This window comes from candidate division Zixibacteria bacterium HGW-Zixibacteria-1 (assembly GCA_002838945.1).
Classification (GTDB): domain Bacteria; phylum Zixibacteria; class MSB-5A5; order GN15; family PGXB01; genus PGXB01.
In genome coordinates, this window is sequence record PGXB01000050.1 from 1 (window position 1) to 26,626 (window position 26,626).

Below are 26,626 nucleotides of genomic sequence, written 5' to 3' on the forward strand. Positions count from 1 at the left end.
CAGAAAAACCGATCTGGCGGCCATCTCTGAAGAACAATTTATAAACCTGATGAGAATCTATAATAATACTCCGAGAAAATGTCTGGACTTTCAAACACCATCTGAAGTATTTTTAGAGCAATTGTTGCACTTCAAATGTGAATCCACCTTCCCGCCTTCGCGGGAATGACAAAATGGGTGCTGTAATGGCATCCCGGGCGTATTTCCCTTCCTTTGTAAGGATCTTCGACAATACGCCGCTACCCCATCAATATTACAATCACTTTGATGGTAAATGGGTCGCCGGGGGGTATTATAGAGGAGTGTCTAATTGAAAAATATGTTCTTACACGTCGTTGCGAGCGGAGAGATGCGCCAAAGGCGCAGATTGAAGCGTGGCAATCACGCCGCTTTTCACATAAAGGCCACAATTGTGGCGAAATGTAGCGAGATTGCCACGTCGCTCATCCTCGCCCGGTGGCTCGGCTTCACTCCTCGCAACAACGATCATCGTAGCGGCCGACCCGTGTGTCGGCCCGTCGCTTGGAGAATAGGACTACAAATGTTTAAAAACGCAAAAACAAAGCCAATTTCTTGTATGTGCATGGCGCATTGTTTATTATGGGGAATTATTAGTAAGAAAACCGACACGCAGAACATCAATTTGATGGTGATTTGGTCGGAGAATGCCGGATACAATTATTTGGTCAATGGGTGGCAGCCTCAAACATGTATCATGCGAAGCAATGATACATGTTTGGGGATGTTTCTTAAAAGCACCGCCCCAAACAAGTTTGGCGCGGCCACCCTTTTGAATTATATTGGAAATATTGTCGAAACCCCTTCGTCTCCGATGATAATCGGAGGCCGCGGGGATTTCGACCTACCCGACTTGTCTCTTATGGGGAATTTGGGAGTGTCAGGTCACACTCCGGCCGGGGCCGGAGCAAGACCTGAGACAACATTAACCGCTCATTGGATGAGTATAATTTCGTTCTTTGTCTGATCTACTTCTTCAAATGCGCGTCGAAGAATTCAACCATTTTGCGGTAGAATTCAAGGCGGTTCGACAGTTTGCTGATGCCATGACCTTCATCGGGGAAAATCAGCGAATCGACCACGCCGCCATTATCGATGACCGCCTGCATGATTTGCCGCGCTTCGCCGACCGGGACCCTGGGGTCATTTTCGCCATGCACGACGAGCAGCGGCGTTTTAATCTTAGAAGCTTTATGAATAGGGGAGATTGTCTTCAGGAACTCTTCATCTTCGAGCGGACCGTATTCGGATTCGCGCAGGCTGCGCCGATAGTCGCGGGTATTCTGGAGGAAGGTGACAAAATTGGCAATGCCGACCTGATCAATGGCCGCCGAAAAAAGATCGGGATACTCGGTGATGCAGGCCAGGACGGCATAACCGCCATAGCTGGCGCCCTTGATACCGATCATGCCTTTTTTGGTATAGCCTTTTTCAATCAGGTAATCGACGCCCGCTTTCATGTCCTTGATCGAATTAAGGCGGTTCTTATAATTGTCCATGTTAAGATATTCCAGACCATAACCGGACGAACCACGGACATTGGGCGTAAATATGCCATAGCCATTCTGCATCAGGTACGTGAAATGCCTTGAGAAAGTCGGCTGGTTCTGGCCTTCCGGGCCGCCATGGATATCGACAATAAACGGCACCGGCTGGCCGTTATAATCGGGGGGAAGATAAAGGAAAGCCGGGATTTCGAGACCATCGAAAGATTTATATTTGATCAAGATCGGATCGGCGAAATACCTGCTGTCGATTCCGGCCTGGGTGGAATAGGTCAGTTTGCGGAGTTCCGGCATTTTCCAGTCCCAGAGCCAGCATTCGGGCGCGCGGGTCGGGCTGTTGAACTGGAAAACGACCCGGCCGTCATTGTCGAGATAAGGCGACATGACGATCCCATTCAGCGGCGGAAGGGGAAGGGGCAGCTTCTTTTCCATATCCCGGATTTTTATATTAGAGTAACCTTCCTCGTTGACCAGCCAGGCGGCGTAACGGCGATTTTTCGAAAATTTGATTTCATCGACGGTCCATTTCGAGTCCGGCTCAAGAAAACTGATGGCGCCGGTTTCAGTATCAAGCGAAGCGACTTTCATGATCCCTTGCTTATTCTTATTGGTGATCATGTAGATAGTCTTATTATCAGGCATAATTGAGGCGTAATCATAACCGTATTCTTCGCCGGGGGCGGTTATCTGACGGTACTCGCCCGTTTCCAGATCGAGTAAAAACAAGTCGATGGCGATATTGGTCCGGGCATTGTAGGTGACCATGTAGCGGCCGTCCAGTGAAATATCCAATATTCCGTTGGCGCCCGGCATGTCGAGAATTTTGGTTCTTTCATTAGTAACCAGATCATGAAAATACAGCATAAAATCGCGCGAATTTTCCAGATTGGCGCGATAGTAGATGCCGCTATTATCGTCTTTCCAGAATACCGTGCCAAAGCGGACTTTCGACTCAAAGGTGACCTGGCTGACCTCGCCGGACCGGATATCGACCAGGAAAAGCTGGTAATCTTCCGAGCCACCGGCCGAGGAGTTGACAATAGTATGGGAGCCGTCGGGGGAGAGGGCAAAGGCATTGATGCCGTCATCAAAGACGGTCAATTGATAGGGCCAGCCTTTATCATTTAATATATAAAGCTGATCCACGCCGGTCATCGAGGACAGGAATAAAATATCACCGGTCGATGAAAAAACGGGATTTCCGGTATAACCGATTTTCATAAAGGTCCCGATATCCGGTATCTTATTAGGGATCCCGTAATTAATCTGGGCGGCGGCCACGCCCGCAAATAAGAAGAAAACCAATATTGAAAATATGGTGACGGATTTCCTGATGAAATTGAAATAAGACATTTTTCCTCCAAAAAAATTTGGTGTCATCATTCCCAATATATGAAAAAAATCCGGATAATGACACCGTAAAAAAACCGGCAATGTTATTTGGAGGTTATAGCATGCCGTTTCTTCTTATTTTAATAAATGGTAAACTTGTAATTTCCCTCCGCTTCTTCAACCGGTTCGGTCAGGACAATCGTTTCTTCTTCGCTGTGAACTCTCCGGTAGAAATCGCAATGGATACATGACTCCCGTTTGTGGCGGCAAATGAAGGGATCTTTTCCGGACACCTTGTTCATTACCATCCAACAGGCACGGCCGGCCCCGCGGCCGCCGTTGGCGCCGTCAAATTTCATCATTTGCGGCACCGGACAGGCGCCATGAATCTCAGAGAAAATGCCCCCCGGCTCCATGCCGCAGTTTCGATATTCCCAGCAATTCAATTTACGGCTCATTCCCTCTTACCTGTTTGCTTCCTCAATTAATCTCAACACCGGTTCAAAACGGCCGGACGACTTAAACGCGGCCAGCTCGGCCGGGTTGGCCACCATTTTGAATTCGGCATACATCTTTTTCATATTATCGAAATCATCCCGAGCCAGATAATTAAGCATCATGTACTGATAGAGAAAAGGATCGGAGTTGTTGACTTCATAGGCTTTCTTGAAAAATTTATCGGCTTTCTTATTGTCGCCCAACTTGAATTGGCAGACCCCGGCCCCATAGAGCGCCGGATAAAATTTCTTGTCGATGTCGAGGGCGGTTTCATAATTCTTGAGGCTGGGGCGGAAGTCGCCCTGGTCGAGACGAACCCCGGCCCGCCCGGTAATGGCGTTTATATTGTCGGGCGAATAGCCCAGCGCAATCGAAAAGGCATCGGCGGCCTGGGTCAGCCGATTGCTCATTCGGTAAATTTCGCCGGCGCGGATATAATCACCAGCCGCTTTGGCGGCTTCGCCTTTATTAGCATAAACTTTGCCCCGTTCGACCCAGGCATCGGCCAGTCCGGGCGACAATGCAAGGGCCTTATCGAAATCTTCCAGGGCTAGATCGAGTTTGCTTTTTGCGGCGGCATCGCGCCCAAGGTTAAGATAGTCCGCGGCAGAAAGTTGTGGTCCCGAATTATCATCACTTAATCTGTTGAGATCAGCTTTGATAGTGAGGGTCTTGTCGGCCTTGACATCGACGACCTCGGTATATTTGCTGTAGCCCGATTTTTCAACCGTAACAGTATGATTGCCTGAGGATATTTTTGAATAAGTGTTGTTGCCGGCGCCCAGAACTTTGCCGTCCAGTGCAAAACGGGCTCCATCAACATTGGCTTCGAGTTTCAATTTACCATAGCCGGACTTATTAGTGGCCGTATTTTGAGAGGCGGTGCTATTAGAAGAAGAACTTTTTACCGGTTGGCCTTTTGTCGAACCGGTCACCGCCGATTCAACGTTTTTTTTTTCGGCCATGGCCATCGGCTCAAGGTCATTGAAAGTCATCAGAGTGGTCTGACCGGCGGTGATCGTTGAATTCCCCCGCCCGATATACTCGTTTCCAAGCTCATAGACTATTTCATATGTCCCGGTCGGAATCATATCGAAGCGGAAGAATCCCTGGGCATTGGTTGTGGTAGTTTTATTCAAAGGAAGAAGAGTTACCCTGGCACCTTCAAGAAAGGGCTGCCCGTTTTTATTCAGGACCATGCCGACCATGGAGCCGTCGCCGGACAAGGGAGAATTGGTGAATTGCAGGGCTACGACAATCAGGATAATTGCCACAAGCGCGGCAAAAATACCGATCGCGGCTTTTCTGCCCAATGTCTTGGTTCGGAGGAGATATTGTTTATTGTTGATAGTCAACTCATCGCCGTCATGCATAAATGGATTCCCGACGACCTGAATGATATTTTTTCTGTAATAGGCAACGCCACGTATTTTTTGACCCGATTTGGGAATACTGACCGGCTTGGTCGGATCCGGGGCGGGCCGGACCGTTCCGGCAACCAGAGAGGACTCCTGGCTCGTCTCGTCATCCTGCTCATCGGAGAAGGATGATGTTTCGTGATAATCGGTTTCATGGGGGGCAGCATCTGAATTGAAACTTTTTGCCGCCAGTCGTTTGAGTTCATGACTGTCGGCCGGAACTTCGGTGTTCCAGTCGACCGCCGGTATTTCTGGTTTGCTCTCCTTCGCCGGCAAAGCGTCTTCTCGGTTTTCCGGCTTTTCTCCGGAAAGGTCGCCGAAGTCGAATTCATTTGCTTGCGGCGGCGGGGGCTCCGGCATGGGGGGAAGAGGGTCAAAAGCGCCGTCATTGATCAGGTCGGCGGTAGTGGCTATTTCCAGCTCCTGATTTTCGACCTCATGGACTCGCTCCATCCGTTCATCTTCATCTTTCTTGTCATCCGGGCGGGCAAGATCAAGGAAATTGGGGGAGGAAGGCCCCTTTGTTTCCGTGACGACAAAATCCAGTTCATCTTCTTTTTCATCTATGGCGGCTTGCCCATCGGTTTGATATTGCTGCTGTTGCAAAGATGCGCCGCACTTTTTGCAGAATTGCGCTCCATCGAAAGCGTTTTCTGCCTGGCAATTCGGACAGATCTTCAACTTGGACTCCATAAAATAAATATAAATTATTTAATCTAATTATCGTCCATAAGCGTCAATTCTTTAGATTATGATCGGGCTAAGATTTTGGAGGATAATAATCAAGGAGGTTTTTTTATAAATAGGGCTTGACAGTCTCAATTCTTTGAGGTATAATCGCTTATTAAAAAAATAAAAGTCACTTGTGAGGAGGAATAAATCGTATGCTCGGGCGTCAGATTCGCTTATTCTTAACTTCGTTAATGATCTTAGTATCTGTTCTCTTTGTCGGATGTGACCAGCCGGATGATGTTGTTGCTCCCGTATCGGCGACGAAAATTTATTTATCGCCGGTTCAGCTTCCCAGCACCCCTTCCGGTTTCATATATGAATTTTGGGCTAAGGACACCGCCGGAACGGCCTATTCGATTGGCAAGTTTCAGTGGGACAGCTACTTGTATCGCTTTTTAGACGGCAATTCCAATAAAATAGATTCTTTCTGGACGGTTGACTATGATGTCCTGAATTCATTCTACAGATTTTTAGAGGTTTCGGTGGAACCATACCCGGATCCTCAGCCTGATGTTCAGGGGGCCATTATTTTAAGGGATACAATCGGTGATCCGACGGTAAATCCGATACAGATGGTTTATCCCGTCGATTTTGGAATCAGCACGGTCGGTTTTTCACTGGAAACACCCACCGATAAAAATTCCGAGTCATACGATGCCAGCGGTGTCTGGTTCGCTCTTTATAACTATGATTCACTCGTCATTTCGGATACCGTAAGAGTAACCATGTCGACCAGCACCAAGGAACCTCGCCGGCTTGAACTCGACACGACATACTGGATATGTAATGAGGAAGATGCCGGGATTTGTATCGACTCCAGCGACATTACTCCCCAGGTTTTGCTTGATCCCAATTATATGATCGATGACAGGTGGAGGACTTTGGATACCACCAATCTTTTGGAGTTGGCCAACACCCTGGATACACTGGCAATTGTCTGCATTGATACTGTTATTGATTCATTCTATGTCCCGGATAGCTTGGCCATTGATACTTTCATTCATACGACCCTGGATTTTGATTTTGTTGCGCGTCCGGTAAATATCGGGACCAAAACGGACACCGTGCCTATGGTCGACCCTTGTTCCGGAGTTTCCAGAAATCTTATTATTGAGCCGTTTACCGATTATATTCATTCTTTGACTTACACGACAGTCACTCGTATTGCCAAGATTGACAGATTCCTGCCCAATTATGAAGAAGTCCCCGACCTGACCGGAACCAAGTGGCATTACAAAGGGTGGATTATTTCGCCGTATCTCCCGGCCGATTGCGATGAACTTGGCCGAATGACCAAGCCGCAGTGGACCGATTTTATCATTAATCAGATTTTCGAGCGTCCTGATGATTGGGCCATTATATCGACCGGATCATTTAAATCTTTTGCTACACATGACGACGGTAATCCGTACTCGTTAAAGCGGCGCGTGCCCAATTTCCCGGGCGAGGACTTTTTGACAAATCTGCCTTGCGGCAGGGCCGTACCTTATATATTCGCCGACAGCACGCAGCCGCGTTTCGAAACCGGCGACATTTTTATTACGCTTGAACCGGATGATTTTGACCGGAACACCAACTTCCCGTTGTTTTTATTCACGACTCGCTGGCATATTCCGCCCTATGAGCTTGTCAGCGACACCTCGACAAATCATGTGCAGACAACCAGTATGCTCAATGTAAGCGGCCGGGTCACGAACAATCCGTTCGGTTTTCCCGGAATCGATGTCGTAATCGAGAGAAAATAGATATTATAAAAAAAACCGGCATATTAAAAATATGCCGGTTTTTTTATCCCTTTTGAATCCCGAGTCAATTGTTTACGTTGAATATTTTTGTAACTTTCCGGTAAATTATATGTCAAACTGTTATAAGAATTCTTAGCAGAAGGGATTTGGACATGGAAAACCAGGACACTTTTGCGGCCCAGCCGGAAATGCCCCCAGGGGAAAAGCCCGGGGGTTCTGGCTAAGATATTTAAAGTGTTTTATCAGCCCTCCGGGGTCTTTGGATTTTTGACAAAAAGAACCGAGTGGTTGATTCCGTTTATCCTAATGATTTTATTTGCTAATGTCTTGGGATATTTCATTCAACCAATTTTAATCCAAGATAGGGCCAAAATAATCTATGCTCAGATAGAAAAATATAAAGATCAAATGCCTCAGGAAAGATATGAACAGGTCATGAATGATATGCAGCAACAACTTGAGGAAGAAAAGGGATTTAAAATAACCTCCTTTTTGTTTATTTTAATATTTCTGTTCGTCCTTCTTGTTTTGATAACTGTCATATGTTTGGTAACGGGGAATTTTGCATTTGGCGGCAAAGCAAATTTCTGGATAGTCATGAATGTAGTCGCTTATGCCGGATTAATAGGACTATTAGGGGATATTGTCCGTGATTTATTGACGCTGACGAAGGGAACTTCTTACGTGTATACAGGACTGGGCCTCCTTAAACCAGTTGAAGATAGTTCATTTTGGTATTACTTCTTTAAGCAAATCGATGTCTTTAGTATATGGCGAATAATTACCGCCTCTATTGGATTGGGTATAATATATAAAATGAAACCCGCCAAGTTTGCATACGTATTATTCAGCGTATGGATAATCGTAATTTTGGTTTTGGCCGTTGTGAATATTTTTGCAGCCGGAAGTTTCTCATTATTTTATATTTAATGAATTGGAGTCATTGATGATTATGGAAAAAAGAAAACTACTAATCAATTTTGGGGTTATAATCCTAATTGCCTTTATATCTACGTCATCTTTTGCCGAGACGCTGACGCTTGAGGACTGTATTGAGATTGCGCTCAAGAAAAATCAGGACGTGATTCGTGCGCGCAATCAGGTGAAAACAGCCGATGGTTCGCTCTGGAGCGCCTTTGGCAATTTCCTGCCAAGCGTCTCCGCCGGCATTTCTTCGAGTGAAACTCATTCCCCCAAATACACCACTACCGACGCCAGCTTCTTTTTCATGGGATCCGTCGGTGACACGCTGTTGATTCCGCCGGACACTTTCGGGATTATTTCAAGAGAGATCGAGGGCGGCGGGATAAGTAAAAGTTACGGCATCGGGGCATCAGCCCGGCTGACCCTGTTTGACGGCGGTCAAAATGTTTTCAACTATCTGGCTTCACGTGCCAACAAGAAGTATTACAATCATCTTGCGGATGCATCCGAACAGGATCTTATCCTTAATGTGAAGACATACTATTATAATTATTTGAGAGCCCTGGATAAACTGGCCATCAGCGAAGAAGCAGTCAAGCGCGGAGAAGAGCAATTTAAGCTGGCTAATTCCCGCTATGAGGTCGGGTCGGCTTCCAAGTCGGATGTTCTCAAGGCCCAGGTTCAATACGGCAATGATAAGCTGGGACTGCTTGCGGCGCAAAATAATGTGAAAATCTCCAAGGCCCTTCTGGCGTATTATATTGGGGTCGATGTCAATTCCGAGGTTGAATTTTCCGACCAGGTGACTCCGCGAAAATATGACGGATCGGAGCTTGAGGCGCTTAAACTCGGAATGTCCAATCATCCGGGGTTGCTGGCTGCAGAGCAAATATTGGTTTCTTCGAAGAACGACGTCCGGTCGACTTATGGTCAGTATTTACCGAGCCTTTCGCTCGATTTGGGCAAAAGCTGGTCGGCTGGAAGCTGGAGCCGGGTCTCGGAACTGAATTCCGAAGACAGCCGGTGGACCTTTGGTGCGTCGCTGAATATTCCGATATTTGACGGTTTCAGTCGTAAGAGTAATGTCACGCGGGCCAAAGTATCGCTGAATAACGCCAGAGCGGCATATTACTATTCTCAGAATAATATCGCCCTGGGCATAAAGGAAGCGTATCTGGAGATACAGCGCGCCAATCAGGCTTTGGGTGTGGCCGAAGAAAATGTTTCCGCCGCGAGAGAGGATATGTCGTTGATTCAGGAGAAATATAATCTGGGGGCGGCCACTATCCTGGAACTTCTCGATGCCCAGGTCAGCCTGATTACCGCCGAGAACAACAAGGTCGAGGCGGACTTTGACTATAACCTGGCTGTCGCCCGGATTGAAAATGCCATGGGAGTACGATAATCGTTAAGGCTTTATAGAGGATAAGCATTATGACTAAAGGGAGAAAAAGACTGTTATTCGGCGCTATCGGCGTCATAGTAATTGCCGTGATAATCTGGAATTTGACTTCTTCCGGTAAAAAGACCACCAGCGTTAATCTCGAAGAAGTTTACGTCAAGGATATTACTGAAGAAGTCTCCGCCTCCGGCTATATTCAGCCGAAAACAAAAGTGAATATCACTTCGGAGGTAAATGCCGAAATAAAGGCGGTCCTGGTCAAAGAAGGGGATACGGTCAAGAAGGGAACCCCGCTGGTTTTGATGGATACGCTCCAGCTTCAAAAAGATGTCGACCAGGCCAGGTTTTCATATGATGAAACCATGGCACGAACCGAGGCCAACAAATCGCTGTATAAGCAGGCCGATGAAGAATTCGCCAGGCAGAAAGAGCTCTTTGCCAGAGAGCTCATTTCGGAAACCGCCTTCAATAACGCCGAGTATTCATATTTGAGCAGCAAGTACAGTTATGAAGCGATGGTCAACTCGGCCAAGCAGGCGCAGGCAAGATTAGAAAAACAGCTGGATCTTCACAGCAAAACACGCATCGTGGCGCCGATGGACGGCGTGATTACATATCTGGACGCCGAAGTCGGTGAAATTGCCGCCCCGCAGACTGTTTACAGCCAGGGCAAGATATTAATGGTAATTTCCAACCTGTCTGCTTTTGAAGTGGAAGTCAATGTCGATGAGACCGAAATCGTCAAGGTCAAAAAGGGCCAGCGGGCCAACATTGAGGTGGACGCTTTTCCCGATACCACTTTCAGAGGGGAAGTTATTGAAATAGGCAATACCGCCATCATTACCGGGGCCGGCTCGACCGAGCAGTCGACCAATTTCAAGGTCAAGGTGCTTTTGACTGAAGTAAATGCCGAGGTTAAACCCGGAATGTCCGCCACCGTTGATATTATTACCAATATCCGGGATGATATTCTGGCCGTTCCCTATGGGGCGATTGTCATGAGAAGCCTTGATGCCGACTCCCTGGCAAAGGCCCTGAACGGGGATACCACTGAAATCGCCGTGAATACCGATGAAGGGGGGGCCAATGCCGCAGTGACCAATAATCCCGATTCTGCCAGCGGCGATAAGCCCAAGAAAAAAGATAAGAATATGAAAGAAGTCAAGGGTGTCTTTATCGCCAAAGACGGGCAGGCAAAATTTGTCGAGGTGGTCACCGGCATCGCCGACCAGAAGGATATTGAAATCATTTCCGGATTGTCAAAGGGCGATATGATTATCACCGGTCCGTACCGGACTCTCCGCGTAATCAAGGATGGAGAGTTCGTCGAGGCGACCAGTGAAAAGGGAAGCGAGAAAAACTGATGGCTCTTATAGAAACTCATGATCTCTGGAAGACCTATGACATGGGCAAAGTGCAGGTGCATGCGCTGCGCGGAGTTTCCATGAAGATCGAAAAAGGTGATTACATCGCTATCATGGGGCCGTCGGGCTCGGGGAAGTCGACCCTCATGAATCTGATCGGCTGTCTCGACACTCCCAGCCAGGGCGAGTATTATTTAAATGGCAAACGGGTCAGCCAGATGCATGATGACGAATTGGCCGAAATTCGCAACCGCGAGATCGGCTTTGTTTTCCAGACGTTCAATCTCATGCCGCGGTCGACGGCGCTGCACAATGTCGAACTGCCGCTTATTTACGGCGGCTGGTCGCGCGATGAAAGACTGCAAAAAGCGCGGCACGCTCTGGAAATTGTCAACCTCGGAGAACGCATGTTGCACCAGCCGAACGAGCTGTCCGGGGGTCAGCGCCAGCGTGTGGCCATTGCCCGTGCCCTGGTCAATGACCCGTCGCTGCTCCTGGCCGACGAACCGACCGGAAATATCGACACCAAGACCGGCGAAGAAATCATGCAGCTTTTCGGCGAGTTGCATCGCAAGGGCAATACCATCATTCTCGTGACCCACGAAATGGAAATCGCGCAGTGCGCCGATCGCATATTTTATATAAGAGACGGTGAGATCGAAAAGGAAGAAATCGTTCGGAAGGCCTCTTAGATTCCGGCGGGTTCTATGATGATATACTGGGACATATTCAAAATGGCCGTCGGCGCCCTCTGGGCCAACCGGCTGCGCTCTGGCCTGACACTCCTCGGGGTCATTATCGGGGTGACCTCGGTTATTACCATTATTTCCGCGATCGAGGGTTTTATGGGATCGGTCCAATCCGAAATCGACAAGCTCGGGCCGACCACATTTATCGTCGATCGGATGGGGATGATCATGAGTGAGGATGCCTTCCTGGAAGCCATCAAACGCAAGCCGCTGGAAATAGAGTATGCCGATGCCATCGTGGATGGCTGCAAGGATTGTGAAAAAATCGCGCTTCAGGCTTATTCCTTTGCCTCGGAAATAAAGTATCGTGACAAAAAGCTGCGCAATGTCTATATACGAGGCACCAGTTCCACGATAATCGATATTGTAGAGCAGGAAGTGGACCAGGGAAGATTCTTTTCGAGTGAGGAGGATCACGACGGCCGGCATGTCGTATTTGTCGGAACAACCATACAAAAACAGCTTTTCCCCAACAGCGATCCCATTGGAAAGCGAATCAAAATAGGCAATATCAAATACGACATTATCGGCATTGCCAAGGAGCAGGGGGCCACTTTCGGGCATGACGCCGACAAAGTCGTTTTTATTCCCTTCAACACCTTTGTCAAGGATTTCGGAACACCCAGACGCAATCTCCATATATATGTCAAAGCCAGATCGATGGATGTCCTGGAAAATGCCATGGACCAGACCCGCGTTGTCCTCCGTGCCTACCGCCATGTTCCTTATGACAAGGATGATGATTTTTCGATGCTGACGGCGGAATCAATTATGAACCAGTTCAAGGAAATCACCAAATTCATGAGGGTCGGCCTGGTTGGAATTACTTCGATCAGCCTGGTCGTCGGCGGTATCATTATTATGAATATTATGATGGTTTCAGTCACCGAAAGAACCCGCGAGATAGGTATCAGAAAATCTATCGGGGCCAGACAGAAAGACATTCTTTTTCAGTTCCTCTATGAATCGGTTATTCTGTCAATGGGAGGAGGTGTCATCGGTATTGCCCTCGGCATGCTTCTCGGCAGCGTTTTGGTAGGCTTGATCAATATGGATATGTCACCGTCGATGTTATCGATAATATTGGGACTGAGTATTTCTTCGGGAATCGGTCTCTTCTTTGGAATCTATCCGGCTATGAAGGCAGCCCGGATGCAGCCAGTGAAAGCCTTAAGTTATGAATAAGGATACATGATATGACCGTGGTTGAGCTTAAAGAAGGAATTTTAATGGCTTTTTCGGCCCTGATCGGCCATAAATTTCGGTCATCATTGACCATACTGGGTGTTTTGATCGGGGTCTGGTCGGTGATCGGCATGACTTCATTGATTATCGGCCTTGACAGCGCTGTCCAGAGTTCCATAGACAATTTGGGCAATAATATTATTTTCATAGACCGGTTCGGCCCCGAAGTCGATTACGACGAATTGACCGAAGAAGAGCGCAATCGCAAATATATGACCGTTGTGGAAGCGGAAGCCATCAAGGCGGGCTGTCCGACCGTGGCCGCGGTCTCGCCCGAAAACCATTATTGGGCAATGGGGGGCAATGTCGTAAAATATAAGGGCCGGAAGGCCAATCGCCCGGCCATTGTCGGTGTTTGGCCGGAATATCAGCGCGTTCACAATATTATTCTGACGGGCGGCCGATTTATATCCAAACTTGATAATGACATCAGGGCCAATAATTGCGTTCTGGGATCGACCGTCAAGGATGCCCTGTTTCCCAATGAGGATCCAATCGGCAAGGAAATCAGGCTGAATAATGTCAGGTTCACCGTGGTCGGCGTCAGGGAAAAACAGGATAATATGTTTGATGATGGTGAAAACAATAAGGTGGCTATTCCGCTGGAGACTTTCATGAAACTCTATCCTTCGGACGAAGCTCTAACCCTGGTCGCAAGCGCTATTTCGCCGGACAAAATGGAAGAAGCCAAGGAAGAGATCATTATCGCTTTACGGCGGACAAGAAATGTTCCTTATAATGCCGAAAATGACTTTGTGGTTTTCGGGCAGGAATACATCCGGGAAATATATGGAAATATTTCCAAATATGTTTATATCGCCATGATTGTGATTTCATCGATCGGTCTGATGGTGGGCGGTGTCGGCGTCATGAATATCATGCTTGTTTCGGTGACCGAACGGACCCGCGAAATCGGGGTGCGCAAGGCTATCGGCGCCAAAAGACTGAATATCCTGTGGCAGTTTCTTATCGAGGCCATGACCCTGTCCGGGACCGGCGGCATTCTGGGTATAATTTTCGGCATTCTGACCGCCTTACTTATAAAAATGGTCTCGCCGCTTCCATTTGGAGTATCGCCCTTGTATGTGTCGCTTGGGTTTCTGGTGGCGGTCTCAGTCGGCTTGGTGGCCGGCCTGTATCCTGCCTACCGGGCCGCAATTATGGATCCAATCGATTCATTGCGATACGAATAAAATAAACATATTGCCATGGGTTATACGTCTTTATAAATTGGAACAAAAGACGTATAATTTAGCAGAGATATGAAAATAATTGTTTCTTATATATTGGCGCTCTCGGTCGCTATTGGCGTATTTATCTGCCCGCCTGAAGCATTCGGGCAGAACGTCTATGGTTCCGATAATTTCCCAGGAAGAAAAGTATTTGAAGTCGATTATGCCCAGTTCAAGGGTGCAGATCCGGAATTAAATCTCCTTGAAATTTACTATAAAATATTTACCAGCGGCCTGCAGTTTGTCCGCGACGGGGACAATTACCGCGCCACCTACGAAATAACCGGAACTATTTACGACGATAACGGTCTGCAGGTCACCGCTTTCAGTACCGAAAAGAGCATTACTCTGTCCTCGTACAGTGCGACGACGTCACCGGCCGACTTTCGAATCAGTCAGATTAAAAAAAGTCTCCCACCCGGAAAGTATAAAATCGAGTTCCGGCTGGTCGACAATAATTCCGGCGGAAGTTCCAAAAGCACCCTAAAGGCAGAATTGATCAGGTATGACAACCGCAATCCTCAACTTTCCGGTATCGAGTTGATTCAGGCGGTTGATACCGCTGTTGTCGATACGGTCTTTACCAAAGGAAATCTCTCCGTGATACCGGCTGTCAGCAGGCAGTTGAGCGGCGATATAAACGCCCGATTGCTGTATTATATCGAGATCTACCGCGGTACCGACGACCTCAAAAACGTGCAAATTGAAACCAGAATTCTCGACCGAAAATTTCACACGATGTATACTGATTCGATGACAGCCGATTTTGGCGATCCTAACGGCACCATTCGTGAAGTGCGGCATGTCTCCCTGGATAATATTGAATCGGGTGATTATTACATCGATATTGCTCTAAAAAACCGCCGCGGCAAGGTTTTCGACCGGGCCAGAACCGAATTTTATCTGTACTGGTCGCCGGAAGCGATGATTATCAATGATTACAAGACGGCCCTGTCGCAGCTTCGGTACATCGCCGATCCCGGTGACATTAAGACAATGGAGAAGGCCGAAAATTCCGAGGACCGGATTGAAAAGTGGAATGAATTCTGGCTTTCCAAGGATCCATCGCCCGGGACAAAGGAAAACGAGACCAAGAATGCATATTACCGAAGAATCGATTTTGCCAATCGTAATTTCTCGGTTATGAAGAAACCGGGATGGCGGACCGACCGCGGTATGGTCTATATCGAATATGGAGAGCCGGATCAAATCGAGGATTATCCCTTTGAATTAAATTCCAAAGCTTATCAGATATGGTATTATTACCGTCATGGCGATCCCAGAAGATTTGTATTTATTGATGAATGGGGTGATAATGATTTCAGGCTGCTGTACCCGTATGACGGCAGGACATGGTAGCCTGAAGTCGATATTAATAGCAGGATTAAAAATGAAAAAGTTGCTTGTCTCTTTGATGTTCTTCTTCACGATTATATTTTCTCTTTCCGTCGTTTTTGCTCCCCTGTCGGCCAAACCAATCAGTATTCAGGCCGGGATTCTTGCTTATCCCGACCCCGAACTGGGTGATAAGGTTTTGATAGAATTTCCGTTTGCGGTGCATCGTAATCAATTTACCTTAATGCCTCAGGACAGTCTGGGTGATTTTTTGATTGGCGCCGTCTTTGCCGAGGTCATGCTGTCCGATCTTAACGGCAAAAATGTCGATTCCGCCAATATTTATTTCCTCACCCGCGCCAAAGACGCCGAGGATGCCGCCGACAGCGACTCGCGACTCTTTAATACGCTTACGCTTGAGGTCAAACCCGGTGTGTATTCCGGAAAGCTGACGATTATCGACGTTGTCAATAAGAATGAGGGGACCTTTTTATATGACCGCATCGAAGTGGATCCGCCGGTCCGCGACCATATAAAGCTAAGCAGTATCGAATTCGCGCATCAGATTTCCAGGGCGGGCGATCTGAAAAAAGGGGAGAATCCGGTTTTGGTGAAAAGCGGGCGTTCGATTATTCCCAACCCGATGGGATTATATTCGGAAAGTGATACCAGTTTGTTTGTCTATGCCGAGCTTTATAATCTCTCTTTCGACCCGGAAACCCCGGATTCCTTCCTGGTACAATACAGCATCCTGGATGAAAAGGGGATGATGTATCATCAATTCAAGGATTTCTGGCAGTCAAAACCGGGTGGATCTTCGGCCATCAGTTCGGTCCTGAATATTTCCAGCATTGCTCCCGGACGATACTCACTGGAGATGGCGGTGGAGGATTTCCGTTCGGGACAGGTCGATACGGCCAGGAGTTCCTTTATAAAATTTCCCAAACCGGGCGCCGCTGGCGGCCCCCTGGCTTACGAACACCGTTTCCCGTACGACAGCATCGGGTTGAAAACAAAGCTCCGACTCACCCGCTATCTGCTTTCTCCCCAGGATATGGCCATCCTGAATGATTTGAATGAGGGCGGCAAGGTGCGGTTTCTTGATCAATATTTCGCGGACCATGATCCCGATCCCACAACCGCATTGAACGAATATTTGAATGATCTGTATATTCGCTACCTGTATTCGAATAAGTACTTCTCCAGCCTTCCGGGTCAGGGTGACGGATGGTCGCGAGACCGGGGAAGAGTGTTGCTGCAGTACGGCAACTGGGATGAGCGTCAGGAAGAACTGACTCCTGCCTACGGCCGGGCTTATGAGATATGGAAATATTATAGCCTGCAAAAAGGCGGCGTTGTTTTTGTTTTTCAGGATATCGAGGGCTATGGCGATTTCAAACTGGTTCACTCCACTGCCAGCGGCGAAGTCTTCGATTCCGAATGGGATATTTTTGTCAAAGGCGGCAATTTACCCGGCGACGGGCAACAATAAAAAAAGCCCGGTCGAACCGACCGGGCTTTTCAATTTTCCAAACATCAATATTATTTACCATCTTTCTTGCTGAGATCGCTTCCCGGAATACGAATGACTCGCTTGACCGGAATGGTAAACCGCGATGAAGTCTCATCGGAAACCTGAATCGTAATCGATTTTTCGAACTCCTCGGAAAGATATTCGTCCATCAGTTCGATCTTGCCTTTTTCCCTGGAACCGGCCTTGATCCGTTTCGGCATTTTCAGCTTAAACATGTTGGCAGGCATATCGATCAACTGAATGTCAAGGTCCTTATCGGAGACATTGGCAATTTCGAATTCGAGGGATTTGCGCACCGCTTCGCCGAATTGCGAAACATCGAACTTATACGGATAAATTGTGACCGGATAAGTGGAATCAGGATTAGTAATAACATCGGCGCTGATTTTCACATTTTTCGTGACCGGACCTTCGTTTGACGTAATCGACGGGCGTTTGGTCTGGCGGCCGCGATATGTTTGCGTCTTAAAAATAATTTCCAGCCTGGTGCTGTCACCGACAGCAAGCTCCTGTCTTTCAAGCGGAGCCTTGGTGCATCCTCAGCCAGGGCGGACGTTGACAATCTTCAGACTGTCTGTCCCGGTCGAAAACAGCCAGAACACATGACTTATCTGGGCATTCTGGGGGACATATCCAAAGTCGAACTCGGCTTCAGGAATAGTAAGTTTTGGCTGGGCAATTGCAATATTGGAAAACAATATCACAACCGCAAGCAGCAGGGACAAAATCGTTATAATTCTCATAAGAATCCTCCAAAAACTCCCAAGCGGTGTATTACGGCGCCGCTGAATATGTAAGTTACTATAATTACCAAATTTATTAAATTAAGCCAATCTGTCAAGTTTATATTTAACGCTATTTCTTCGGCGTAAATATCTTACGTTTTATCGGAATCGAATATAAATGCTTTTCCGATTTCTTATCAACGAATTTAAACGTGATATAGCTTTCAAACTCCACACCAATACCATATAAGCTGCAAAAAGGCGGCGTTGTTTTCGTTTTTCAGGATGTCGAGGGCTACGGCGATTTCAAACTGGTTCATTCCACCGCCAGCGGCGAAGTATTCGATTCCGAATGGGAAATTTTCATCAAAGGCGGCAATTTATCCGGCGACGCACAACAATAAAAAAAGCCCGGTCGGTTCCGATCGGGCTTTTTTAATATTCCAAGCATCAATATTATTTTCCGTCTTTTTTGCTGAGATCACTACCCGGAATACGAATAACTCTCTTGATCGGAATGGTAAATCGCGATGAAGTCTCATCGGAAACTTGAATCGTAATCGATTTTTCGAATTCCTCGGAAAGATATTCGTCCATTAATTCGATCTTGCCTTTTTCCCTGGAACCGGCCTTGATCCGCTTGGGCATCTTCAGCTTAAACATGTTATAAGGCATATCGATCAACTGAATGTCAAGATCCTTATCGGAAACATTAGCAATTTCGAACTCGAGTAATTTGCGCACCGCTTCGCCGAATTGCGAGATATCAAACTTGTATGGGTAAATCGTAACCGGATATGTGGAATCGGGATTAGTGATAACATCGGCGCTGATTTTCACATTTTTCGTGTCCGGACCTTCATTGGTCGTGATCGACGGGCGTTTGGTCTGACGGCCGCGATATGTTTGCGTCTTGAATATTACTTCCAACCTGGTGCTGTCTCCGACAGCAATCTCCTGCTTTTCAAGCGGAGCCTTGGTGCATCCGCAGCCGGGGCGGATGTTGATAACCTTAAGACTGTCTGTCCCGGTCGAAAACAGCCAGAAAATGTGACTTATCTGGGCATTCTGGGGGACATATCCAAAGTCGAATTCGGCTTCAGGAATAGTAAGTTTTGGTTGGGCAATTGCAATATTGGAAAACAATATTACAACCGCAAGCAACAGGGACAAAATCGATATAAATCTCATAAGGATCCTCCCAAAAATCCCGAGCGGTGTATTGCGGCGCCGCTGAATATGTAAGTTACTATAATTACCAAATTTATTCAATTAAGCTAATCTGTCAAGTTTATATTTTCTCGACTATTTAATCGGCGTAAATATCTTTCGTTTTATCGGAATCGAATATAAATGCTTTTCCGACTTATTATCAATAAATTCAAACGTGATATAAGTGTCAAACTCCTTATCTATATCATTTTCATTTATAGTTACTTTGCCGAAGGCCGAATCGTTTGGAGAAATAAAAGCCGGGAAATCGAGCGTATAATATTTTTCATCGGCATAAATCAACTTAAGCGGAACATACTCATCGCTTTTATTGATCACATTAAAAGGAAACTCCCTCAGGGTGACACCACCGTATTGAGAAGCATTCACGAAGTAGGGGAAGACATAAATCGGTTTGTGCATCCTAATGTCGGCCACAATAAAGGCCATAAGCCGGATCCTGACCACTTTGCTCTCGGCATTGCTATAAATATGCAGCCGCCATTCCTTTTGACCCACATAAGTTGAGGCCTTGAATCTCAAATGGACAATAGTGCTGTCTCCCGGAGGAATTACCATATTTTCAAGCGGAAATTCGATACAGGGGCAAAAAGTGTTGACTTCCGATATCGTGACCGGTTTATCGCCGGTGGACCGCAGAACGATATCGCGACTAAATTCGGTATTTTGGGGAACGATGCCAAGATCTATGGTATCAATGTTGGTCGTCAGAATCGGCCCGGCCGCCAAACCTGTTGTCGTCAGAGCAAATATAAGAATCAGAAAGAGCAATTTCCGCATTATCTTTTCACCTCGATTATTGTTATAAAATTCTAAGTATACATTTGTTCCATCAAAAAGCAAGCGATTTTCCATGACAACCTGTTATCCTGTTGATTTTTACATGGATTATGCCTATTTTGCCGGGGCAAATGCGTAATATGTCTATTGCCTGATTGACGTGAAATTTAATTTCCGGAGGAATACATGTATCCCAAAACTTTTCTGGACAAGAATAAAGAGACAAGAATTAACGAACTCTTTGAATTTTTAAGATTTCCATCGGTTTCAGCCAAAAGTGAAAACAAGAAAGACGTGCTTGCTTGCGCCCGGTGGCTGGCCGATCACCTGAATAAAAAAGTCGGCATCGAATCGAAAATCATGCCCACCGCCGGTCATCCGGTAGTTTATGGCAGCAAAGTCAGTTCGCCCGACAAGCTGACAGTACTCTATTACGGGCACTATGATGTTCAGCCGCCGGAGCCACTGGGGCTCTGGAAGACCGAGCCGTTTAACCCGATTATCGATGGTGATTACATTATCGCCCGGGGATCAACCGATGATAAGGGCCAGCTCCTGACTCATCTCAAAGCTCTCGAAGCCTATCATGCCACCGGCACCGAATTGCCGGTAAACATCAAGCTCCTGATAGAGGGTGAAGAGGAATCCGGGGCGGAGAATCTGGCTAAGTTCGTGGAGGAAAACGCGGACATGCTCAAGGCCGACATTATTGTCGTTTCCGACGGCTCTCAGTTCGATAAAGACAAGCCGGCTGTTACCTATGGACTGCGCGGCGTCACCTCGGTTGAACTTAAAATAACCGGCCCCGACCGGGATCTCCACTCGGGGGGGTTCGGCGGTTCGGTCCCGAATCCGGTCAATGTGCTGGCCAGGGTAATTGCCGCCATGCATGATGATGACGGCAAAGTGCTGGTGGACGGCTTTTATGATGATGTCATGCCGATCAGCGACTGGGAGAGAAAGCAGTTCGCCAAACTGCCGTTCGACAAAAAGGATTATCTGAAAAAGGTCGGCTGCAAGGGGCTCCATGGCGAAAAAGGATATTCGGTTTATGAGCAAATCTGGGCTCGCCCGACTTTGGATGTCAACGGTATTATGGGCGGCTACCAGGGTGAGGGCGGCAAGACGATTATTCCGTCATGGGCGCTGGCCAAAATAACCATGCGCCTGGTGCCCAATCAAAAGGCCGATGATATCTGCGACAAATTCGAGAAATTCGTAAAAAAAGTCTGCCCCGACTATGTCGAATGCGAAGTTTATAAACATGGCGGCGCCGCGGCCGTGGTCGTACCAACCGAAGGCCCCTGGCTGGAAGCGTCCGCCAGAGCCATTAAAACCGGGTTCGGCATCGAACCGGTATTCACCAAGGAGGGCGGCTCGATTCCGATTGTGGGGACCTTCAAAAATGTTCTGGGCGTCGACACGCTCCTGCTCGGATGGGGACAGAATGATGACAACGCTCATTCGCCCAATGAAAGATTCTCGGTCAATGACTTTCACCGTGGCTGTTATGCCGGACTGGCGCTGATTGAAGAACTTGCCAAAGTAAAGGTGTAATATGGATCTGGGACTAAAAAACAAAACCGCCCTGGTGACGGGCGCATCGGCCGGTCTCGGCTTTGCCGCCGCCATGGCTCTGGCACAGGAAGGAGCCCGGGTCGCCATCAACTCCCGCTCCCTCGACAATCTTGAGAAGGCCGCCGAGAAAATAAAGGCGGCCACCGGATACAACCCGCCGAGAAAATAAAGGCGGCCACCGGATACAACCCGCCGACCATCGAGGGCGATATTTCCCTGAAGGGAATGGCCGAGGAAATCGCTCAAAAGGCCATAGCCGCACTCGGCAAAGTTGATATTCTGATTTCCAACGCCGGCGGCCCCCCCGCCGGAAAATTTCTGGAAGTCAATAAGGAAGCCTGGATGAAAGCGGCCGATCTGACGCTTCATTCGTCCATCAATCTCACCCGCGCCGTCGTCCCCGGCATGATGGACCGCAAATGGGGGAGAATTATTTACATCACCTCTCTGGCCGTCAAACAACCGATCGACAATCTCCTGATCTCGAACACGCTTCGGGCCGGGCTGACCGGTTTTGCCAAATCAATTTCGAACGACCTGGCCAAACATGGCCTCACGGTTAATACTGTTGCCCCCGGTTATACCGAAACCGAGCGGCTGGTTCATCTGGCCGAGATTGAATCGAAAGCGAGCGGGAAGACCATTAAAGAAATATATGCCGGCTGGGCGGCCAATGTGCCGGCCGGACGACTGGGCCGACCGGAAGAACTGGCCGCTTTGATTGCCTTTCTTTCTTCGGAAAGGGCCGCCTATATTAACGGCACAACCATCCAGGTGGACGGCGGTTATATTAAAGGATTACTTTAATCAGGGTTGCTAAGGCACAATATAACAGGAAATAACAGAAAACGAGCTCTCCAGACAAAATAGCCCCCGACCGCAAGCCGACCTGGTTGCTATATGCCATCCTGGTTTTCCACCAGATCATAACGGCGCTGGCCTTTCCGATGGTCAAACTCGGCCTGAATCAAATCGACCCGCTGGCTTATGCCTTTTTCAGGTTCACTTTGACTTCCATCATCCTGATACCGATTCTTCTGACTCTCCGCCGCCGCAAGCCGATACCCCGCCGCGACAACATCCGGATTTTTATCATCGGGCTGCTGGTCATCATCCTGAACCAGGCGGTATTTATGTTTGGTCAATCTCTGACCTCGGCCGGCCATTCCAGCCTTCTTTTTGCCACTTTGCCGATATTTATTTATGTATTGGCCATATTTTTTCTCGGCGAAAAAGCTACTGTCCGCCGGACGGTCGGGATTCTGATCGCCGCGGTCGGCGTTTATATCATTCTGGCCGGAGGGAAGGCCCGGTTCGGCACCGAGTATCTTCTGGGTGATTCCATTGTTCTGGTCGCGGTTATTGCCTGGGCGGTGGCGACAATTCTGGTCAAACCGCTCTCGCTCAAATACGGCGCCTTCCGGGTGATCGGGCTGGCTCTGGTATATGGTTCGATCGTTTACGCCCCCTATGGCCTCTACCGGGCGCTTAACAGCGATTACAGCGCTGTAACGTGGGTCGGATGGGTTTCGGTCGGTTATCTGGTCCTGTTCGTGTCGATTCTGGCCTATTTCCTGTGGTACTGGGTATTGAAATATATGGAAGCCTCGCGGGTGGCGGTTATCCAGAATGGACAGCCGATTATTGCCTCGGCAGTGGCGGCAGTGGTTCTCTCGGAAACCATCAGCGGCGGATTTGTGCTGGGAGGAATCATCGTTATAGCCGGCGTCATTTTGACCGAAATTAAATAAGGGAATACTATTAGCGAAATTTGGCCGATTTTGATATATATTGAAATCAGACAAAGAAATTGAAAGAAGCGAGGAATCGATGAAGCCCGAAAAAAAAGATTATTGGAATAATAATGGTGACGAAAAACTGCATACCGACCGCGATTTGTGGTCGATATTCAGGATAATGTCGGAATTTGTCGAGGGTTACGACACCCTGCGCTACTTGCACCCAGCCGTTTCGATTTTCGGCTCATCGGCGCTTCCCAAAGAATCCAAGTATTATAATTATGCCCGGGAGATTGCCCGGAAACTGTCCGATGCCGGCTTTGCCATTATCACCGGCGGCGGGCCGAGTATTATGGAAGCGGCCAATCTGGGCGCCTGGGAAGGCAAATCGAAATCGGTCGGCCTGAATATCGACATCCCCTCGGAGCAGGTTGCCAACCCCTACCAGAATATCTCGCTCGATTTCAGATATTTCTTCGCCCGCAAAGTAATGTTTGTCAAATACGCTTCGGCCTTTGTTATCATGCCGGGAGGATTCGGGACGCTCGATGAGCTGTTCGAATCGCTGACCCTGATTCAAACCCGCAAGGTCATGCATTTCCCGGTGGTTCTGTTTGGTTCCGAATTCTGGGGCGGCCTGATCGACTGGATTATTTCCAGCCCGATCAAAACGGGGACCCTTTCCAAAGAGGATCTTTCGATTTTCTCAATGACAGACAGCACCGACGAAGTGGTGCGGATTATCAAGGAGGGCTACGAGAAGGTCAAACGCTCCAAGGCGATATAAATCATTTAATTGCGTTTGGTTTTACGTAACAAATTACCATCAAAGTACCATCATTTTTGCTGCGTTTTTTAAGTAAAATTCCTTGTACTAAATATTTTGTCATACGGTTACGCGGAATTGGGTTTGTTTTTGCTTTTTTAAAATATTTCAGAACTTATTCCCCGGCGAAGAAAAATAGTCTTCCCCAAGAAAGTATGGACAGTCCGTATTTTTGACGCACGCATAGTCATTGTTATAAAATAGCTCCTCTATAAGACCCCCCTGAGGCCCATTTACCATCAAAATGGTGGTTTTTTTGTACGGGAATCTGTTTTTAAGAAACCCGGAGCGGAGCTCCGGGCCACGCAGTGCCATTTGGCAGAATTAAAGGTTGGTTTTATCATTCGTCCGGGGATAAATTCGGAACCCGACAATCTATGACTTACTAAGACTGCGGGCAGATCCTTCCCTTCGAAGCTCAGGGCTTGCGCGGCTCAGGAGGCCTGTGGATATTTGTCGCGCAATGAAATAAAGAAAGGCGGGATTAAACCCCGCCTCTACAAAAAATATTGGAATTCTAAATTATAACTAATGAATACAATGTAACCCCGGACCGCCCTTATAAAGATAATTTACCATAAAGGCGATGTCCAGGATTTCGATTGAATCGCTGGAATTGACATCGCCAGCATCAAACGGGTATGGCATTAAGCCACCGCGATAAAGATACTTTATCAGATATGTCACATCCAGTAAATTGACATTGCCATCATGATTGACATCACCGCAAACATAATCATCGACAATCTCGATATTCCAGCAATAGGGCCCGTTGAATGAGGGGACAGGGTCTTCAAACAGCCAGCGACGGACTCCACCCATCATCTGGTTTAGGACTTCACAAGAATCAATACAAAATGTCCCTTCCTGTTCGATATCAAAATGAAACCTTATATAAGGCTGTTCACCAAGCCCTGAAGGCCAGCCGGACATCCCGGAACAGGTAATGGCGAAGGTGTCCGGAAGAACGCCTAAAACGCTGTGGTTACCATAAAAGAATGTAGTCACCTCAAGCATTAATGGCCACCATTCTTCAAATCCATTTAGAAATTGTACGGATTGAGTCCATCCATTTCCGCCCGGAATTGGGAGATGTGTGACATCGGTAATGCTTTGGTCGGGGCTGTAAAACACAAATGGCATTTGCAGTCCGGTACGATTGAAGCCATCATTATTGTTCATCAAAATACTAATCTGGACATACGACCCGGCCGCGACTGTGATATTGTCCAGTGATGGCTCGGCTAGGGCCCGAATTGTCATCGCCGACGAAGATACAGAAGAAATTAATAAAAGACCGCTGACAATAAAGATCAAAAATGATTTTACCATGATGACCCTCCGATTCGAATTATATTTTAATATGGACAAACTTAGTTGTTTTGTCAAGAAAAATATTTGGCCGGCGATTAAACAAAAATGATAGCAATTTGGTGGTAATTTGGATCTACCCATGCTTGTGATCGGTCGGTCCGGAAGAAGACCGACCGCGTCGGGTTTGAGAACCGGTCAAACACAAACTTATTTCATCTTGAGAAGTCCAGAGCGTCTAATCTAGTTTTAAAATCCTTTAATAATCCTCCGTATCGGTTACCACAAACGTTTATTTGATCTAAAATGATATCATTTAGTTTAATATTATTTTGGTTGTGTTCAATCACAAATTTTCTAGCAGTTAATATTATATATAGGCATGATGTCATTAACAGAGATTCTATTAGCAATTTTGCGGTCACATCGATTGGAGAAAGAATATTACAGTATTTGGCATAAAATGCCCATTCGTAATTTAAATGAGTCGATTTACACATTTCTGCATATGCTTCTTTATCTTTGTATATTTCAGAATTATATAGATTTTGTAGAATTTCTTTATCCGGATATTTGGTTCCGTTTCGATAATTTCGAATGCGTTCTGGAAAATCAAAAAAATATACAATTTTTGCCACAGATAGTTCTATTCGCCGGAGCAGAGAAGTGGAACTTGAGAAGAATCCGTCTCTACATAATATCGATACGCTAGCGTTATCTTCGATTTGCATGTCCAGAATAAATAAAATCGCGTCAATCAAGTCGGAGTCGGCATTATTAAATTGAACCAGTGCTTCTCGAATATCAAATTGCAATATTATAAAATCTTCATGCATTTCCAATACAGAATTGCCTTCACTCTCAATAGATTTATTAAAATCCAATCTTCGTTGTTTAAAAGTATTATAATAGGTAATCATTATTTGTCTCCTCATATTGTGTTTACATAAACATAATATTTGTGCAGTTTCAATATTTGATATATTCCATCAGGTATCAATATTTTTAGCAATAGCGACCGGATTTATTATTTATCACCGACAAACTGATATAGCTTAATGCCTTTTTTTGAATTGCGCAAGGGGAAATATGGCCGGCCATCAGGCAAAAACGACATCAATTCGATGGTAATTCGACCCGAGGCGGTATTATAGGAGGATGTCGTTGAAAATATGTCCTTACACGTCGTTGCGAGCGGAGAGATGCGCCGCTGGCGCAAATCGAAGCGCGGCAATCACGTCGCTTTATGCAAAAAGGCCATATTTATGGCCAAGTGCGGCGAGATTGCCACGTCGCTCATCCTCGCCCGCTGGCTCGGCTTTGCTCCTCGCAACGACGATAAAGGTTACTTTATGGAAAACTGCGACCAGCAAAGGGTGGCCGCGCCAAATTTATTTGGGG

Annotated in this window: 26 protein-coding genes and 1 pseudogene; 17 read left to right on the forward strand and 10 right to left on the reverse strand. The window is 47.1% G+C overall.

Going from position 1 to position 26,626, the window contains the following annotated elements; genetic code table 11:
* The coding region (locus tag CVT49_14570) for an IS30 family transposase (GenBank protein PKK82245.1) at positions 1 to 169 on the forward strand (169 nt) is incomplete at its 5' end.
* 141 nt (positions 170 to 310) lie between these two features.
* Positions 311 to 985, forward strand: coding sequence for a hypothetical protein (locus CVT49_14575; protein ID PKK82246.1), 675 nt, complete (start codon positions 311 to 313; stop codon positions 983 to 985).
* A gap of 1 nt (position 986) precedes the next feature.
* Here CVT49_14575 and CVT49_14580 read toward each other — a convergent pair whose 3' ends face one another.
* From CVT49_14580 to CVT49_14590, 3 genes are all read right to left on the reverse strand, one after another.
* Entirely contained in the window at positions 987 to 2,906 is a 1,920-nt protein-coding gene (locus CVT49_14580) for a S9 family peptidase (protein PKK82247.1), read from the reverse strand.
* Positions 2,907 to 2,995: 89 nt separating this feature from the next.
* Positions 2,996 to 3,313: a hypothetical protein gene (locus CVT49_14585; GenBank protein PKK82248.1), complete on the reverse strand. Its 318-nt coding sequence runs from the start codon at positions 3,311 to 3,313 to the stop codon at positions 2,996 to 2,998.
* 6 nt (positions 3,314 to 3,319) lie between these two features.
* Entirely contained in the window at positions 3,320 to 5,464 is a 2,145-nt protein-coding gene (locus CVT49_14590; GenBank protein ID PKK82249.1) for a hypothetical protein, read from the reverse strand.
* A 191-nt stretch (positions 5,465 to 5,655) separates the two neighbouring features.
* Between CVT49_14590 and CVT49_14595 the strand changes: the two genes are divergently transcribed.
* The 9 genes from CVT49_14595 to CVT49_14635 all read left to right on the forward strand — a co-directional run bounded on the left by CVT49_14595 (position 5,656) and on the right by CVT49_14635 (position 16,991).
* A complete protein-coding gene (locus CVT49_14595; GenBank protein ID PKK82250.1) occupies positions 5,656 to 7,248 on the forward strand; it encodes a hypothetical protein in 1,593 nt (530 codons plus the stop codon).
* A gap of 144 nt (positions 7,249 to 7,392) precedes the next feature.
* Positions 7,393 to 8,178 carry a hypothetical protein gene (locus CVT49_14600; protein ID PKK82251.1) on the forward strand — a complete coding sequence of 262 codons (786 nt, stop codon included), beginning with the start codon at positions 7,393 to 7,395 and terminating at the stop codon, positions 8,176 to 8,178.
* Between the two features lie 4 nt (positions 8,179 to 8,182).
* Positions 8,183 to 9,577 carry a hypothetical protein gene (locus tag CVT49_14605; GenBank protein PKK82252.1) on the forward strand — a complete coding sequence of 465 codons (1,395 nt, stop codon included), beginning with the start codon at positions 8,183 to 8,185 and terminating at the stop codon, positions 9,575 to 9,577.
* Positions 9,578 to 9,606: 29 nt separating this feature from the next.
* Positions 9,607 to 10,938, forward strand: coding sequence for a hypothetical protein (locus CVT49_14610; protein ID PKK82253.1), 1,332 nt, complete (start codon positions 9,607 to 9,609; stop codon positions 10,936 to 10,938).
* Positions 10,938 to 11,630, forward strand: a complete 693-nt coding sequence (locus tag CVT49_14615) for a macrolide ABC transporter ATP-binding protein (protein PKK82254.1) — start codon at positions 10,938 to 10,940, stop codon at positions 11,628 to 11,630. Before CVT49_14610 ends, CVT49_14615 begins: the two co-directional genes overlap by 1 nt.
* 15 nt (positions 11,631 to 11,645) lie before the next feature.
* Positions 11,646 to 12,872: a hypothetical protein gene (locus CVT49_14620; GenBank protein PKK82255.1), complete on the forward strand. Its 1,227-nt coding sequence runs from the start codon at positions 11,646 to 11,648 to the stop codon at positions 12,870 to 12,872.
* A gap of 11 nt (positions 12,873 to 12,883) precedes the next feature.
* A complete protein-coding gene (locus tag CVT49_14625; GenBank protein PKK82256.1) occupies positions 12,884 to 14,125 on the forward strand; it encodes a hypothetical protein in 1,242 nt (413 codons plus the stop codon).
* Positions 14,126 to 14,194: 69 nt separating this feature from the next.
* On the forward strand, positions 14,195 to 15,523 hold the full coding sequence (locus CVT49_14630; GenBank protein ID PKK82257.1) for a hypothetical protein: 1,329 nt from the start codon (positions 14,195 to 14,197) through the stop codon (positions 15,521 to 15,523).
* Positions 15,435 to 16,991 (forward strand): hypothetical protein, encoded by a 1,557-nt coding sequence (locus CVT49_14635; GenBank protein ID PKK82258.1) that lies wholly within the window; start codon positions 15,435 to 15,437, stop codon positions 16,989 to 16,991. Before CVT49_14630 ends, CVT49_14635 begins: the two co-directional genes overlap by 89 nt.
* 50 nt (positions 16,992 to 17,041) lie before the next feature.
* On the opposite strand, the gene CVT49_14640 is transcribed toward CVT49_14635, so the two are convergent.
* From CVT49_14640 to CVT49_14655, 4 genes are all read right to left on the reverse strand, one after another.
* Positions 17,042 to 17,425 carry a hypothetical protein gene (locus CVT49_14640; GenBank protein PKK82259.1) on the reverse strand — a complete coding sequence of 128 codons (384 nt, stop codon included), beginning with the start codon at positions 17,423 to 17,425 and terminating at the stop codon, positions 17,042 to 17,044.
* Positions 17,426 to 17,572: 147 nt separating this feature from the next.
* Positions 17,573 to 17,776 carry a hypothetical protein gene (locus tag CVT49_14645; GenBank protein PKK82260.1) on the reverse strand — a complete coding sequence of 68 codons (204 nt, stop codon included), beginning with the start codon at positions 17,774 to 17,776 and terminating at the stop codon, positions 17,573 to 17,575.
* A gap of 438 nt (positions 17,777 to 18,214) precedes the next feature.
* Positions 18,215 to 18,949, reverse strand: coding sequence for a hypothetical protein (locus tag CVT49_14650; protein PKK82261.1), 735 nt, complete (start codon positions 18,947 to 18,949; stop codon positions 18,215 to 18,217).
* 114 nt (positions 18,950 to 19,063) lie between these two features.
* A complete protein-coding gene (locus tag CVT49_14655; GenBank protein ID PKK82262.1) occupies positions 19,064 to 19,846 on the reverse strand; it encodes a hypothetical protein in 783 nt (260 codons plus the stop codon).
* 111 nt (positions 19,847 to 19,957) lie between these two features.
* On the opposite strand from CVT49_14655, the gene CVT49_14660 reads away from it, so the two are divergent.
* From CVT49_14660 to CVT49_14675, 4 genes and pseudogenes are all read left to right on the forward strand, one after another.
* Positions 19,958 to 21,328, forward strand: a complete 1,371-nt coding sequence (locus CVT49_14660; GenBank protein PKK82263.1) for a dipeptidase — start codon at positions 19,958 to 19,960, stop codon at positions 21,326 to 21,328.
* Position 21,329: 1 nt separating this feature from the next.
* Positions 21,330 to 22,156, forward strand: a pseudogene (locus CVT49_14665) (hypothetical protein).
* 86 nt (positions 22,157 to 22,242) lie between these two features.
* The gene (locus CVT49_14670; protein PKK82264.1) at positions 22,243 to 23,100 is read left to right on the forward strand and encodes a hypothetical protein; all 858 of its coding nucleotides are present in this window, start codon (positions 22,243 to 22,245) and stop codon (positions 23,098 to 23,100) included.
* A gap of 79 nt (positions 23,101 to 23,179) precedes the next feature.
* On the forward strand, positions 23,180 to 23,875 hold the full coding sequence (locus tag CVT49_14675; GenBank protein PKK82270.1) for a TIGR00730 family Rossman fold protein: 696 nt from the start codon (positions 23,180 to 23,182) through the stop codon (positions 23,873 to 23,875).
* Between the two features lie 147 nt (positions 23,876 to 24,022).
* On the opposite strand, the gene CVT49_14680 is transcribed toward CVT49_14675, so the two are convergent.
* Both CVT49_14680 and CVT49_14685 read right to left on the reverse strand, forming a co-directional pair.
* Positions 24,023 to 24,229, reverse strand: coding sequence for a hypothetical protein (locus CVT49_14680; protein PKK82265.1), 207 nt, complete (start codon positions 24,227 to 24,229; stop codon positions 24,023 to 24,025).
* 213 nt (positions 24,230 to 24,442) lie between these two features.
* Positions 24,443 to 25,057 (reverse strand): hypothetical protein, encoded by a 615-nt coding sequence (locus CVT49_14685; GenBank protein PKK82266.1) that lies wholly within the window; start codon positions 25,055 to 25,057, stop codon positions 24,443 to 24,445.
* Positions 25,058 to 25,073: 16 nt separating this feature from the next.
* Here CVT49_14685 and CVT49_14690 point away from each other — a divergent pair, with 16 nt between their 5' ends.
* Positions 25,074 to 25,337 (forward strand): hypothetical protein, encoded by a 264-nt coding sequence (locus CVT49_14690; protein PKK82267.1) that lies wholly within the window; start codon positions 25,074 to 25,076, stop codon positions 25,335 to 25,337.
* Between the two features lie 103 nt (positions 25,338 to 25,440).
* Here CVT49_14690 and CVT49_14695 read toward each other — a convergent pair whose 3' ends face one another.
* Entirely contained in the window at positions 25,441 to 26,145 is a 705-nt protein-coding gene (locus CVT49_14695) for a hypothetical protein (protein ID PKK82268.1), read from the reverse strand.
* A 282-nt stretch (positions 26,146 to 26,427) separates the two neighbouring features.
* Here CVT49_14695 and CVT49_14700 point away from each other — a divergent pair.
* A partial coding sequence (locus CVT49_14700) for a hypothetical protein (GenBank protein PKK82269.1) occupies positions 26,428 to 26,626 on the forward strand: 199 nt, incomplete at its 3' end.

Excerpts from the sequence above, each read along its gene's own strand:
- CVT49_14695 (PKK82268.1), bottom strand. The coding sequence starts at position 26,145 with ATGATTACCTATTATAATACTTTTAAACAACGAAGATTGGATTTTAAT.
- CVT49_14685 (PKK82266.1), bottom strand. The coding sequence starts at position 25,057 with ATGCCATTTGTGTTTTACAGCCCCGACCAAAGCATTACCGATGTCACA.
- CVT49_14650 (PKK82261.1), bottom strand. The coding sequence starts at position 18,949 with ATGAGATTTATATCGATTTTGTCCCTGTTGCTTGCGGTTGTAATATTG.
- CVT49_14655 (PKK82262.1), bottom strand. The coding sequence starts at position 19,846 with ATGGAAAATCGCTTGCTTTTTGATGGAACAAATGTATACTTAGAATTT.
- CVT49_14660 (PKK82263.1), top strand. The coding sequence starts at position 19,958 with ATGTATCCCAAAACTTTTCTGGACAAGAATAAAGAGACAAGAATTAAC.
- CVT49_14635 (PKK82258.1), top strand. The coding sequence starts at position 15,435 with ATGGCGATCCCAGAAGATTTGTATTTATTGATGAATGGGGTGATAATG.
- CVT49_14620 (PKK82255.1), top strand. The coding sequence starts at position 11,646 with ATGATGATATACTGGGACATATTCAAAATGGCCGTCGGCGCCCTCTGG.
- CVT49_14630 (PKK82257.1), top strand. The coding sequence starts at position 14,195 with ATGAAAATAATTGTTTCTTATATATTGGCGCTCTCGGTCGCTATTGGC.
- CVT49_14610 (PKK82253.1), top strand. The coding sequence starts at position 9,607 with ATGACTAAAGGGAGAAAAAGACTGTTATTCGGCGCTATCGGCGTCATA.
- CVT49_14645 (PKK82260.1), bottom strand. The coding sequence starts at position 17,776 with ATGAGAATTATAACGATTTTGTCCCTGCTGCTTGCGGTTGTGATATTG.
- CVT49_14585 (PKK82248.1), bottom strand. The coding sequence starts at position 3,313 with ATGAGCCGTAAATTGAATTGCTGGGAATATCGAAACTGCGGCATGGAG.
- CVT49_14675 (PKK82270.1), top strand. The coding sequence starts at position 23,180 with ATGAAGCCCGAAAAAAAAGATTATTGGAATAATAATGGTGACGAAAAA.
- CVT49_14625 (PKK82256.1), top strand. The coding sequence starts at position 12,884 with ATGACCGTGGTTGAGCTTAAAGAAGGAATTTTAATGGCTTTTTCGGCC.
- CVT49_14595 (PKK82250.1), top strand. The coding sequence starts at position 5,656 with ATGCTCGGGCGTCAGATTCGCTTATTCTTAACTTCGTTAATGATCTTA.
- CVT49_14615 (PKK82254.1), top strand. The coding sequence starts at position 10,938 with ATGGCTCTTATAGAAACTCATGATCTCTGGAAGACCTATGACATGGGC.
- CVT49_14680 (PKK82265.1), bottom strand. The coding sequence starts at position 24,229 with ATGGCACTGCGTGGCCCGGAGCTCCGCTCCGGGTTTCTTAAAAACAGA.
- CVT49_14590 (PKK82249.1), bottom strand. The coding sequence starts at position 5,464 with ATGGAGTCCAAGTTGAAGATCTGTCCGAATTGCCAGGCAGAAAACGCT.
- CVT49_14580 (PKK82247.1), bottom strand. The coding sequence starts at position 2,906 with ATGATGACACCAAATTTTTTTGGAGGAAAAATGTCTTATTTCAATTTC.